This window comes from Vibrio makurazakiensis, assembly GCF_050337375.1.
Classification (GTDB): Bacteria; Pseudomonadota; Gammaproteobacteria; order Enterobacterales; family Vibrionaceae; genus Vibrio; species Vibrio makurazakiensis.
In genome coordinates this window covers 1-12,899 of record NZ_JAKJSW010000033.1, presented here as the reverse complement: position 1 = coordinate 12,899, position 12,899 = coordinate 1, and the positions used below count along the sequence as shown (strand labels likewise).

Here is a 12,899-nt window from a genome sequence, read left to right as displayed (position 1 = left end):
ATACGCTAACTACCAATAGCTTTAATAAAAAGACCTCGCCTAGGCGAGGTCTTTTTATATATGCAATATGTAGATTTTTAAACAAATCGCTGTCTCAGTAAAGATGGTTTAATCTTTTACCAAAACACATCGCGGCGTTTTGCTCTGGCGATAATATTGTCTGGCATTCTTTGCTCTAGACCATTTCGCAGAACTGAAATTCGTTTGTGTTGCCTTTGATCAGCTGTCACTGAGTTATAGAGCCAGCGATACGCATCTTCGTAGTCAAGCGGGCTGCCATAATCACGTAATAATAATTCAGCTAAATGAATTCGCGCATTCAAGTTACCCATTGATGCAGCTTCTCGTAGATATGGGATCGCACGCTCTTTGTCTTGCTGAACTAATGTACCGCGAGAATAGTAACGACCAATCTGCTCAAGTGCAGTAGGTAAACCTTGATGAGCAGCATTCTCCATATAGTAGAGACCTAACTCAACATCTTGCTCAACACACACTCCCCAAGCGAGCATATCACCGTAGAGGAACTCATACGAAGGCAAGCTTATGCGGGTTGCACGTGCGACGATATCTTCAACCAGCTGACATTTATCGGCTTTTACGCGCTCTAAATGTTGGTTATTTTCAATTAACTTAATCAATTCAGCTTCAGTATATATCGGAACAGGCTCCCCTACATCTGCCAAATTTGCATGACTCAAGGGTGAGCTCAGCGCCAAAAACAATGAAGCTGCTACCATTCGTAGCTTCATACCTGCACTCTTTATCTGTATTTAAACTGCTGACTTTCACTTATAGGAACACAGCGAAACGTCGCATTTCATCAACTATGATAAGTATATCGGCAATTATTGGATTTGCTTTAGACAAAAGTTGCCGCAATTGGGCAATATTTTGCCAGATGAAGAGCAAAAGATCATCAGCAATAACTTATATAATGACCACGTGAATAGGTAAGCTAGTTAAGTGCTTATTCTGGTTGGTAATTTACAGATACAAAAAAGCCGACTTATTCAGTCGGCTTTTAAATAACTTTTACTATCAATTGCTATTTATATTTTAGCAATTCACTCTGCACATTAAGCGCCGTATGGGTGAACCTTGATGATAGTTTCGTTACGATCTGGGCCAGTTGATACGATATCAATTGGAACGCCAGTTAGGTCTTCGATACGCTTGATGTAATCTAGAGCAGCTTGTGGAAGCGCGTCGATAGATTTAGCACCGAATGTGTTTTCAGACCAACCAGGCATTGTTTCGTAGATTGGCGTCGCTTCTTCGAATGACTCAGCAGCCATTGGAGAAACTTCTAGGATAGAACCATCTTTCATCTTGTAACCAGTACAGATTTTCAGTTCTTCTAGGCCATCTAGAACGTCTAGTTTAGTTAGACACATACCAGATAGAGAGTTGATTTGGATTGCACGACGCATAGCAACAGCATCGAACCAACCTGTACGGCGTAGACGACCAGTAGTTGCACCAAACTCATGGCCAACATCACCTAGGTGTTTACCTACAGGGTCTTGCTTATCTAGACCATCGTATAGCTCTGTTGGGAATGGACCTGAACCAACACGAGTACAGTAAGCCTTAGTGATACCAAGGATGTAACCAATGTGACGAGGACCAAAACCAGAACCAGCAGCAACACCACCAGCAGTAGTGTTAGAAGACGTTACGTATGGGTAAGTACCGTGGTCGATATCTAGTAGCGTACCTTGAGCACCTTCGAACATGATCTTGTCGCCGCGCTTACGTGCTGCGTCTAGTTCGTCAGTTACATCAATAACCATCGCAGTTAGCATATCTGCGTAGCTCATTGCTTGCTCTAGTACTTCTTCGTAGCTTACTGTTTCAGCTTTGTAGAAGTGCTCTAGTTGGAAGTTGTGAAATTCCATAACTTCTTTTAGCTTCTCAGCGAAAGCTGCTTTGTCGAATAAGTCACCAACGCGAAGACCGCGACGTGCAACTTTATCTTCATAAGCTGGACCGATACCACGACCAGTTGTACCAATAGCTTTAGCGCCACGAGCGATTTCACGCGCGTTGTCGATAGCAATGTGGTACGGAAGAATTAATGGACAAGCTTCAGAAATGAAAAGACGCTCGCGCACTGGAATGCCACGATCTTCAAGAGGCTTCATTTCTTTTAGAAGTGCGTCAGGCGATAATACTACACCGTTACCGATAACACATTTTACGTTATCGCGAAGGATGCCTGATGGAATTAAGTGAAGAACGGTTTTTTCACCGTCAATGACAAGAGTGTGACCTGCATTGTGACCGCCTTGGTAGCGAACCACGTATTTTGCATCTTCAGTTAAAAGGTCAACAATTTTACCTTTACCTTCGTCACCCCATTGGGTGCCTAGAACGACTACGTTATTTCCCATCTTTCCAATTTCTGTTGCTAATTAAAAATGGATTCTAGCACTGAATCACACTTCTTGCAGTCACTTTTTGTTCATAATTCGTATTATTGGACCTATAAATATGAACGGCGACACTGCTAAATTCACAAAAATCATTGATACTATTGTACTTTCAGGATTATTTAAGGCTTAACAATGTCAAACTCAATCTGGCTCGCCATTGGTTTCGTTTTAATTATTGAAGGGTTAGGGCCTTTAATCGCCCCTAAAGGGTGGAGAGAGATGATGAGCCAACTCAGCCAACAGCCGGATAATCAACTTCGCAGGATTGGTGGCTGCCTTGTAGTTGCAGGGACAGTGATCACTGTAATGATGAACTTATAACTCTACCCGTTATTTTCATTAATAAAGTAAACACCTCAAATACAAAAAAGGCTTCCAACCGGAAGCCTTTTCAATTTAGGGACAATAATTATAAATTATTGAGCGCCTTTTGAGTTATTCATGTATTGGAAGAAATCACTCTTCGGATCAAGAACTAAGATATCGCTCTTGTCACTGAATGATGTCTCATACGCTTGAAGTGAACGTATAAAGCCATAGAACTCAGGATCCTTACTGAAAGCGTCAGAGTAAATCTTCGCAGCTTTCGCATCCGCATCACCACGAGTTACTCGAGCAGTACGGTCAGCTTCAGCAAGAACAGTTGCAACTTCTAGCTCAGCTTGAGCACGGATAACTTCTGCTTTCTCACGACCTTGTGAACGGTGCTTACGAGCAACCGATTCACGCTCTGCACGCATACGCTTGTAGATAGAGTCACTGATGTTGTCTGGAAGGTTGATTTTCTTCATACGGAAATCAACGATCTCAACACCTAAATCTTTCATTGCGGATTCACGCGTACCAGTCAGTACTTCAGACATGATTTGATCACGTTCACCATCGATTTCTAATGCTTCTTTCGCGGCTTCAGTTGTTACAACTTCAGTATCATCAGCTTCAGGCAGTACATCTTTGTTACGTGGACCAGAAACGATCTGCTTGATTTCACGAGAACCAATTTCAGAACGAAGCACGTCTGTTACTTTACGTTCTAGTAAAGCTTCAGCTGTTAGTGCATTACCGCCACCTGTTGCTAGGTAGTATTGACCGAAGTCTTCGATACGCCACTTAACGTAAGTATCGATGATCACGTCTTTTTTCTCAGACGTTACGAAACGGTCAGAACGGCCATCCATTGTTYGGATACGTGCATCAAGTGTTTTTACACGGTCAAACAAAGGAAGTTTGAAGTGTAACCCTGGTTCGTGAATACGAGAGATATCATTGTTATCTTTCAATACACGACCGAAACGAATCACGATACCGCGTTCGCCTTCTGGAATAACAAACACTGACATCAACATTAGCGCTAACGCTACAACCAATACAGGGATCATTAACTTACGCATTATTAGTATCTCCCTTGACGTGAACTATCTGAACGAGACTGAGTGCTAGATTGCGGATCAGCTTGTGTTTCTAGTTCAATTTGGTCATAAGTTGAAGTTGCTTTTGTTTGACGCTTAGATTTCGTATTACCACCTTGGCCAGCCAATTTATCAATCGGTAGGTAAAGTAGGTTGCCGCTAGACTCAGAGTCAATCAACACTTTAGACGTATTCGAGTACACTTTTTCCATTGTATCTAGGTACAAACGGTTACGTGTTACTTCTGGAGCTGCTTGGTATTCAGGTAATAGTTTCTCAAACTGAGCCACTTGACCTAGAGCACCGTTTACTGTGCGCTCAGAATAACCTACTGCTTCTTTCTTCAAACGCTCAGCACGACCTGTTGCTTTAGGAAGAATATCATTTCGGTAAGCTTCTGCTTCACGTTCAAAACGTTCTTCATCCTCACGAGCAGCGATAGCATCATCAAATGCGTCTTTTACTTGCTCAGGTGGACGCGCAGACTGGAAGTTCACATCAACAATCAAAATACCCATATCGTAGCTATCAATAATACGGTTTAGAGTTTCTTGAGTGCTTTGACGGATTTGTTGACGACCACTTGTCAGGATACTATCCATTAAAGAGTCACCAATTACTGCACGAAGTGCAGAGTCCGTAGCTTGACGTAAACTGTCGTCAGCGTTAGTTACGCGATATAGGTATTTGTACGGATCAGAAACACGGTACTGAACGCCCATTTCAACGGTTACTACGTTTTCATCTTTCGTCAACATTGTGCCAGAAGCACGTAGTGAACGAATTGCTTGAACGTTAACTAGCTGTTCGTCTTTCACTTCATCGATGAAACGAGGGTGCCAGTTCAAACCAGGTTCTTCGATACGATCGAATTGGCCCAGTCGTAATACAACCGCTCTTTCTGCTTCGCCAACTGTGTAGAAACCAGCGAAAAACCAAACCGCAACAGCGATAACTGCAATGACACCAAAGCCAATTGCACCACCACCGCCAATAGATGGGCCGTTGCCACCTTTATTACCAAACTTGCCACCCAGCTTCTGACTCAGCTTATTAAAGACTTCGTCTAGATCTGGCGGTCCTTGATCTCGGCCACCACGATTATTTTTATTACCCCAAGGGTCATTATCGCGGCCTTTGTCGCCGTTGTTATTTCCAGGCTCATTCCACGCCATTAGAAAACTCCATCATTTGATATGACGTTATACTGTAGCAGTCTCTTTGGTAACGATAAAGTCACCTAAGAGCGCCCCTTCTCTTTTTTCTAGTTTAGACCAATCAACTTGTTGCATTCTAATATCTATCAACAAGTTACCATCTTGGTCATACTCTTCTTGTTGAATACAATTCAACTGGAAGAATGTACTACGAATTCTGCCTTGATATTGTGGTGGAATTCGYAATCGATATTCGACAATTTGGCTCGCTAACCGTTCAGTCAACGCATCAAAAAGTAAATCGATACCTATGCCATCCATCGCAGAAACCCAAACGGTGCGAGGCACGCCTTCGTCGTCTCTTTCGATTCGTGGCTTTTGGTCATCCATGCAATCAATCTTATTCATTACAACTAGAGTCGGCACTTCGTGCGCGTCTATCTCTTCTAGTACGTCGTGAACAGCTTGGATGTTCTCACGAAAACGGTCATCACTGGCATCAACAACATGTAACAAAATGTCAGCTTCTTGCGTCTCTTGCAATGTTGCTTTAAATGCAGCGACCAAATCGTGAGGCAGGTGGCGAATAAAACCTACCGTATCTGCAAGTATTGCAGGGCCAACATCGGCTAAGTCGATCTTACGGAGTGTAGGATCAAGCGTCGCAAATAATTGGTCTGCAGCATAAACACCAGCAGAAGTAATTCGGTTAAACAGTGTAGACTTCCCTGCGTTGGTATAACCAACCAAAGAAATTGTCGGAATTTCAGCTCGATTTCGAGCACGACGTCCTTGTTCACGTTGCTTAGCGACTTTAGCTAAACGACGTAATATCGCTTTAATACGATCACGCAACAATCGACGGTCAGTCTCTAGTTGGGTTTCACCTGGTCCACGTAAGCCGATACCACCTTTCTGTCTTTCAAGGTGAGTCCAACCTCGGATCAATCGAGTAGATATATGACGAAGCTGAGCTAGCTCAACTTGCAATTTACCTTCATGAGTTCGAGCTCGTTGTGCAAAGATATCTAAAATCAAACCAGTACGGTCGATTACACGGCATTTGCACAGCTGTTCGAGATTACGTTCTTGGGCAGGAGAGAGGGAATGATTAAAAATCACTATTTCAGCACCAGTTAGCTGAACGGCTTGAGCTATCTCTTGAGCCTTACCCTCTCCAACATAGTATTTAGGGAGCGGGGATTGTCGGCTACCAGTAATAACTTGTAGCGTTTCAACCCCTGCAGAAGAAACCAGCATTTCACACTCGCTAAGATCTTCCCACTCACCTTCTTGCGTGAAGTTGATATGAACAAGTACGGCTCGCTCACCGGATTCATAACGGTCAAACAAGCAACCAACTCCTTATTGCAGCATGTGCTGCATTACTAAAACTATTAATCTTCAGATTTCTCTGGACGATCAGATGGCGCACGTTGCTCGCCGCTGTGGTGACTTACTGCACGAGCAGGTACCACTGTAGAAATAGCATGCTTATAAACCATCTGGTTTACAGTGTTCTTCAATAAGATCACAAATTGATCAAAAGACTCGATTTGGCCTTGCAGTTTGATACCGTTTACAAGGTAGATCGACACTGGAATGCGCTCACGACGGAGTGCATTTAGAAACGGGTCTTGTAGAGATTGCCCCTTAGCCATTTTATTTTCCTTATTTGTATTTTGTTGTAATTATTTAGCTAGTGGTGCACTAAATGGTGCTGCCTTTGCATCTGAGCTAAATGAATAAAAAACTCCGTTGTTATTGAAAGGCTGCAAATTTAAAAGCCTCAATAACGGATCCTTTCCGGAGCGTATTCACGCAAAAGCGATCACATTATACACAGCATTTCTAATCAGATGCTATTGCATCTGAAAGAGTTTCTAGTGCGTGTTCAATGTTTTCGCTATCTAACCAAGTTAAATTTTCCCAGCTGCGTAACCAGGTAATTTGTCGCTTGGCCAATTGACGGGTTGCACAGACACCACGGAAAACCGCTTCGTCTAAATCACAATTCCCATCTAAATAGTCCCACATCTGCCTATAACCTACGCATCGGATCGAAGGGAGATCAGGATGAAGATCATCTCTAGCGTATAGCGCCTTCATTTCCTCTTCAAACCCGCCTTCAATCATTTTTTCGAAGCGTAATTCAATACGGCGGTGCAGTTCAGCCCGTTCCTTGGGAGCAATAGCAAATTGCTTCACTCTAAAAGGTAAGCTTTCACCTTTTGTTTGAGTAAGCTCAGTTAATGTTTTACCTGAAATTCGGTAAACTTCCAACGCTCGCGACAATCTTTGTGGATCGTTGGGGTGGATTCTTTCTGCTGAAACCGGATCGATCTGCTGTAATTGTTCATGCAGAGCTTGCCAGCCTAGTGATTGAGCTTCTGCTTCAATTTGCTGACGGATTTCTTGATCGGCTGCAGGTAGTGGAGATAACCCCTCTAGCAATGCTTTGTAATACAGCATTGTGCCACCAACAAGTAACGGGATTTTACCTTCCGCCACTATCTTGTTCATTTCATTAATCGCATCACGGCGAAAATCAGCAGCTGAATACGCTTCACTTGGGTCCAAAATATCAATCAGACGATGCGGGGCAAGTGCCAATTCATTTTCATCTGGTTTTGCTGTACCAATATCCATACCTTGATAAATCAACGCAGAGTCTACACTGATAATTTCAACAGGATATTTTTGACGAAGACGAATGGCTAGATCTGTTTTACCAGATGCAGTTGGGCCCATTAAAAACAGTGCTAAAGGTAATTTTTGAGTCATGGTAACTTTTATATTTATGGCTTCTTTACGAAGCTATACGTTTGCAGCACCTATTAAGATAAAAGTGCTGAGATTGTGCTAGAGAAATCAACAGGAACAACAAACTGAGGATCATCTAAAGGAAGTTGACCATGCCAAAGCTGTTCTAGTTCCCCAACCAATTGAATGGCTTCTGATAAAGTGTAGTCGCTTTTTACTTCAGTCGTTTGAATTGCAATCCAATTCGCTAACGTTTTTCTATCAAAAACAGTAGCCTTGTTCCCAGTTTTGATAGAGGCTGCGTACGATAACAGATCTGGTATTAAGTTTTGTAAGTTTTGCTGCCTCAGTGGGCTAGGAACCGCCATCACCATTATCGCTTCTGAATTTCTCGCCTTAATCTCAATACCGAAGCTCAATAACAAGTCTGAATATTCATTGGTAAGCTGAAGTAATTCTTTACCCACTTTAAGAGAAAGTGGTACGAGTAAAGGTTGACCTTTTAAGGAACCCGCTTCCGTATTCAGCTGACCCAAAATTCGTAAAAACTCGGCTTTCACGAGAGACACTAAAACACATCCAGCTTTACTTCCCATAACAAGATATTGTTGATTAGTGACGGCTACAGCTTTACCTAAAGTGACAATTGGATTGTTAACCACTTCTGAAGAATTGCTATTCTGATGTTCAGTATTTGGAGCTAATGAAGAGACTACTTTATTGCTAAATTGTTTCGAATCCACAGAAGAAGAAAGCGGAGCAAAGTCTGGAGTTTCTAGCAACTCTTTATACGCTTTCACTTCTTTTTTCGAAGGAGCTGGCTCTCCAAACCTCTGAGCAGGTTCTGGCTCTTTTTTCGGTGCTGGACCAGACTCAACCCAATCTTGCCTTGAAGAACTCGAAGGCTCTACTCGATAAGAATTTGCGCTTTCATTGACCCTTGGAGCTGCTAGTTTCTGTTTATAAGAACTTTCTGGTGAATGAGTATCAGTAGACCTTATGTTTTCCGATGGGAAAGCGTCAGGTGACGAGGCTGTGGCCGTTAGTTCGGCTTTACGCGGGTAAGCTGGCGTTTGCTCAATCACGTGACTCACTCGGCTTTGGATCTGTTCGTCCGAGTCAATATTATTAGAGGCAGGCTTTGTTTGCGTCTTGGGTTCTGATCGCAACTCTTCATCATTCATATGCTCTTCGGCTTGGTGAAAAGCTGACTGGCTAACCGGCGCAGCATCAATATACTTAGTCTGAGCTAACCCATCACTTAACGCTTGATAGATAAAGTCATGCACTAAACGGGCTTGGTGAAATCGCACTTCATGCTTCGCAGGGTGAACATTCACATCAACTTGATGTGGGTCCAATTCGATGAATAACACATACGTTGCGAACTGGTCTGGGCGTAGGCTTGTTTCGTAACTTTGCCTAATCGCATGGTTGATCAATTTGTCACGCATCATACGGCCATTCACATAGCAATATTGCAGGTCGCTTTGTTGTCTTGCTCCTTCAGGCGTGGTGATCCAACCATGAAGTTTTAGGCCTTGGTGCTCTAACTCTATTTTTAGCATGTTGCGTACAAACGCGCTGCCACAAACCGCGGCAATACGTTTTTCAGCCTGAATATCATTTTTGGCCGCACGGTACTGACGAATCATCTTTCCGTTATGGCGTAAGTTGATAGTGACATCAAAACGACTAAGTGCGATGCGCTTTAATAGCTCATCGATATGAGTAAATTCGGTTTTTTCAGTTTTTAAAAACTTACGACGAGCTGGCGTATTAAAAAATAGGTCGAGAACTTCAACTGACGTACCAATGGGGTGTGCTGCCGGCTGCAATTTTACCTGCATGTCACGCCCTTCACTATAGGCAGCCCATGCTTGCTCTTGCGTGATAGGGCGCGATGTCATGGTTAAACGAGAAACAGAACTGACGCTGGCTAACGCTTCACCACGAAAACCAAGGCTAACGATAGCTTCTAAATCATCAAGCGTATGGATTTTAGATGTCGCGTGTCGGCTTAACGCTAACGCAAGTTCATCTTTGACAATGCCCTTCCCGTTATCACGAACACGGATCATCTTTGCGCCGCCCTTTTCGATATCAACATCGATTCGAGTAGCACCAGAGTCCAAACTGTTCTCAACCAACTCTTTAACCACAGAAGCTGGTCTTTCTACTACCTCACCCGCAGCTATCTGGTTTGCCAAGCGGGCAGGCAATATTTTGATTGTCATAGAGTCATCTTCTATTCTGTAATTCCGCAATTACGGAACGCGAATTACTTATGCGGAATAATCAGCACTTGCCCGATAGCCAACTCATCGGAACGCAACTTGTTCGCCTTTCTAATACTGCTAATGCTAACACCATAGCGTGAAGCTATTTTTCCTAGATAATCACCTCTGGCCACTTTATGCTTTCGGAGAGGTGCATCTTTTAAACTTACGGTAATACGCAGTTTTTGCCCGACTTTTAATGTGTCAGACTTTAATCGGTTCTCACGCTTAATATGCGCGACAGACACTTTATATTGATTGGCAATCTTACCTAAATAGTCCCCTCGCCCAACCGTATGGGTAACTGTTTTGGTTTCAACTGGGTTTGAGATTTTAGGTACAGCCACTGAAGCAGAAGAACTAGGAATCACCAGAACCTGACCAACAGCTAGCCCTGTCGATTTCAATTTATTCGCCGACATGATCGATTTTGTTGTGGTGCCATAGCGCTTAGCAATACCAGAAAGAGAATCACCACGTTTCACCGTGTACTTCTGCGCTTTGCCAGCACTTGAGAATATCGTGCCCTCTGGTGGGTTTGCCTTCAAGTATTTCACGATGGCTTTCGCAATAGAGCGCGCCAATTTGTCTTGATGCGAACGTTGGAACAAGAGCTTTTCTTCTGTTGGATTAGAGATAAAGCCAGTTTCAACTAACACAGATGGGATTTGTGGAGAGCGTAAAACAGCCAAACTCGTATTGATTGGTTTTGAATTATGCAGCTTTGCTACTTTACCCATCTCAGACAGTATCGCTGTCGCCAGCTTATAGCCCTCTTTTTGAGAATGACTAAACTGAAGATCTAATAAAGTTTGGTTTACGTTCTTATCATCAATATTGCCTGTAAACGCAGCACCGCTACCACCCAATAATTCGGATTGTTTCTCTTTATTCTCGATCCAACGTGAAATTTCTGTGTTCGCTCGTCGAGTATTTAGAACAAAGACTGAACCACCACGCGGTTGAGGTGTGGTAAATGCATCAGCGTGTACAGAAATCAATAAATGCGCTTCATTTTCACGGGCAATCGCAACACGTCGGTTTAAGTTAACAAAGTAGTCACCATTACGTGTTAAACGGCTTTTGACGCCAGGAACGGCATTAAGCTGTGCTGCCAATTTCTTAGAGATACTTAACGTTGCATTCTTCTCATATTTTCGAGTCGGACCAATAGAACCAGGATCTTCACCGCCGTGACCTGGGTCGATGACAATAAGTATGTCTTCTTTTCTCTGCACCTGAGAGATATCTTTACTCACTGTTGGCTTCTTAGTGACCGTTTTCGCTGGTGCTGAACCTTTTGAAGCTGCCGAATGAGGAAAGTCGACCACCAATCTATGGCCATATTGTCCACCTGGGGTCGGTTTTAACTTAAAGAGCTCTGCCTTTGACGATTTCTTTAACTCAAACACCAAGCGGTAAGTTCCCTTACTTGGCGGAGAGCTTTTACGGATTTTTGTCAGTACAGGGCTATCGCTGACTTTTACAGGCAATTTACCCGCTAGCGTGGTTTTCTTTAAATCAACAACTAAGCGGCTTGGGCTACTCAAAGTGAAGTAACTAAAGTCAGCTTCCGCTTTTAAATCGATAACGACGCGAGTTTCGTCAGGCGAAGGCCATACTCGAATACTTTCTAATGAATTCGCAAAAGTAAGGTTCGATAGCAGGATAAGAAATGCAGCGAGCGTCCATTTCGCTGCATTTGAAAAGCGCTCAAGAATCAAGATAGCTCCAATTGATCAAGTAAGCTGTTGCCGTAGTCATTATTCGCAGTCAGCGATACGTTGCGTTGGTTACCATCGTATCGAATGTCTATATCCRAATCAGCTTCAGGTAGTAAACCATGACCTCTTTCCGGCCACTCAACTAAACAGATTGCATCAGGGGTAAAGTAATCACGGATCCCCATAAATTCTAGCTCTTCAGGATCAGCCAAGCGGTAAAGGTCAAAGTGATAAACCTGCCAATCAGCCAATTGATAAGGTTCAACTAAAGTGTAGGTAGGGCTTTTTACGTTTCCAGTATGCCCCATCGCTCGTACAAAGCCGCGGCTGAAAGTCGTTTTCCCCGCGCCAAGATCGCCATGGAGATAAATGGTAGTTTGCTGTGAGCATAGATTAGAAAGCCTCGTACCTAATAGAATCGTTGCTTGCTCATCTTTCAAAATAAATTGTTTTGTGCTCATGTATAAACTCTCTAAATATCGATCGTTGACTATATAAAAATCAAATGAACAAGAATAGTAAACCGTGTTGCTTTTGAGAGACAAGATCTCAAATGTAAGTTAATTGAAAAATAAACAATTAAATGCACGATTTGTGGTTTTAGAGCCTAAGATCCGTTAAGATCCGCCCCCATTTTTGCCGCACGCATCTAAATTAAGAGCTGACAACATGAATCTCGAACAACTTGCTGAACAAATTAAGATCTGGGCGAAAGAGCTTGGTTTTCAAAAAGTCGGGATCTGTGACATTGATTTAAGCGAGCATGAAGGGCCATTACAGCAATGGCTTGATAATGGCTATCACGGCGATATGGATTGGATGGCTCGACATGGAATGATGCGTGCTCGTCCAGACGAGCTTCACCCTGGCACCGTTCGAGTGATTAGTGCCCGCATGGACTACCTTCCTCCAGAAGCTCAATTCGCTTCTAACCTAAAAGATCCAACTCAAGGTTACATTAGCCGTTATGCGCTTGGCCGAGATTACCACAAGCTTGTCCGTAATCAGCTAAAGAAATTAGGGCAGAAAATAGAAAAGGAAGTGGAATCATTCGATTCTCGCCCCTTTGTCGATTCAGCACCGATCTTAGAGCGCCCACTAGCCCAAAAGGCTGGACTGGGTTGGACTG

General features: G+C 43.2%; 12 protein-coding genes. 2 read left to right on the top strand and 10 right to left on the bottom strand.

Annotated features, from left to right (window positions below; translation table 11 throughout):
- Positions 1–116 precede the first annotated feature (116 nt).
- Positions 117–752 carry a flagellar protein MotX gene (gene motX / locus L4C33_RS05605; RefSeq protein WP_428811457.1) on the bottom strand — a complete coding sequence of 212 codons (636 nt, stop codon included), beginning with the start codon at positions 750–752 and terminating at the stop codon, positions 117–119.
- 327 nt (positions 753–1,079) lie between these two features.
- Positions 1,080–2,396, bottom strand: a complete 1,317-nt coding sequence (locus L4C33_RS05600) for an adenylosuccinate synthase (protein WP_428811456.1) — start codon at positions 2,394–2,396, stop codon at positions 1,080–1,082.
- A 174-nt stretch (positions 2,397–2,570) separates the two neighbouring features.
- Between L4C33_RS05600 and L4C33_RS05595 the strand changes: the two genes are divergently transcribed.
- Positions 2,571–2,759 (top strand): DUF2065 domain-containing protein, encoded by a 189-nt coding sequence (locus L4C33_RS05595; protein WP_428811455.1) that lies wholly within the window; start codon positions 2,571–2,573, stop codon positions 2,757–2,759.
- Positions 2,760–2,854: 95 nt separating this feature from the next.
- Here L4C33_RS05595 and hflC read toward each other — a convergent pair whose 3' ends face one another.
- From hflC to tsaE, 8 genes are all read right to left on the bottom strand, one after another.
- Positions 2,855–3,829, bottom strand: coding sequence for a protease modulator HflC (gene hflC, locus L4C33_RS05590; RefSeq protein ID WP_428811454.1), 975 nt, complete (start codon positions 3,827–3,829; stop codon positions 2,855–2,857).
- 2 nt (positions 3,830–3,831) lie between these two features.
- The gene (hflK, locus tag L4C33_RS05585; protein WP_428811453.1) at positions 3,832–5,022 is read right to left on the bottom strand and encodes an FtsH protease activity modulator HflK; all 1,191 of its coding nucleotides are present in this window, start codon (positions 5,020–5,022) and stop codon (positions 3,832–3,834) included.
- 27 nt (positions 5,023–5,049) lie between these two features.
- A complete protein-coding gene (gene hflX / locus L4C33_RS05580) occupies positions 5,050–6,357 on the bottom strand; it encodes a ribosome rescue GTPase HflX (protein WP_428811452.1) in 1,308 nt (435 codons plus the stop codon).
- A gap of 44 nt (positions 6,358–6,401) precedes the next feature.
- The gene (hfq, locus tag L4C33_RS05575) at positions 6,402–6,665 is read right to left on the bottom strand and encodes an RNA chaperone Hfq (RefSeq protein ID WP_137374085.1); all 264 of its coding nucleotides are present in this window, start codon (positions 6,663–6,665) and stop codon (positions 6,402–6,404) included.
- A 190-nt stretch (positions 6,666–6,855) separates the two neighbouring features.
- Positions 6,856–7,788, bottom strand: coding sequence for a tRNA (adenosine(37)-N6)-dimethylallyltransferase MiaA (gene miaA / locus L4C33_RS05570; protein ID WP_428811451.1), 933 nt, complete (start codon positions 7,786–7,788; stop codon positions 6,856–6,858).
- A 53-nt stretch (positions 7,789–7,841) separates the two neighbouring features.
- A complete protein-coding gene (mutL, locus tag L4C33_RS05565) occupies positions 7,842–10,004 on the bottom strand; it encodes a DNA mismatch repair endonuclease MutL (RefSeq protein WP_428811450.1) in 2,163 nt (720 codons plus the stop codon).
- A 44-nt stretch (positions 10,005–10,048) separates the two neighbouring features.
- A complete protein-coding gene (locus L4C33_RS05560; protein ID WP_428811475.1) occupies positions 10,049–11,773 on the bottom strand; it encodes a LysM peptidoglycan-binding domain-containing protein in 1,725 nt (574 codons plus the stop codon).
- Complete coding sequence (gene tsaE / locus L4C33_RS05555) at positions 11,767–12,231, bottom strand: tRNA (adenosine(37)-N6)-threonylcarbamoyltransferase complex ATPase subunit type 1 TsaE (RefSeq protein ID WP_428811449.1); 465 nt, start codon at positions 12,229–12,231, stop codon at positions 11,767–11,769. The genes L4C33_RS05560 and tsaE overlap by 7 nt, the downstream gene beginning before the upstream one ends.
- Before the next feature lie 208 nt (positions 12,232–12,439).
- Between tsaE and L4C33_RS05550 the strand changes: the two genes are divergently transcribed.
- A partial coding sequence (locus L4C33_RS05550) for a QueG-associated DUF1730 domain-containing protein (RefSeq protein WP_428811448.1) occupies positions 12,440–12,899 on the top strand: 460 nt, incomplete at its 3' end.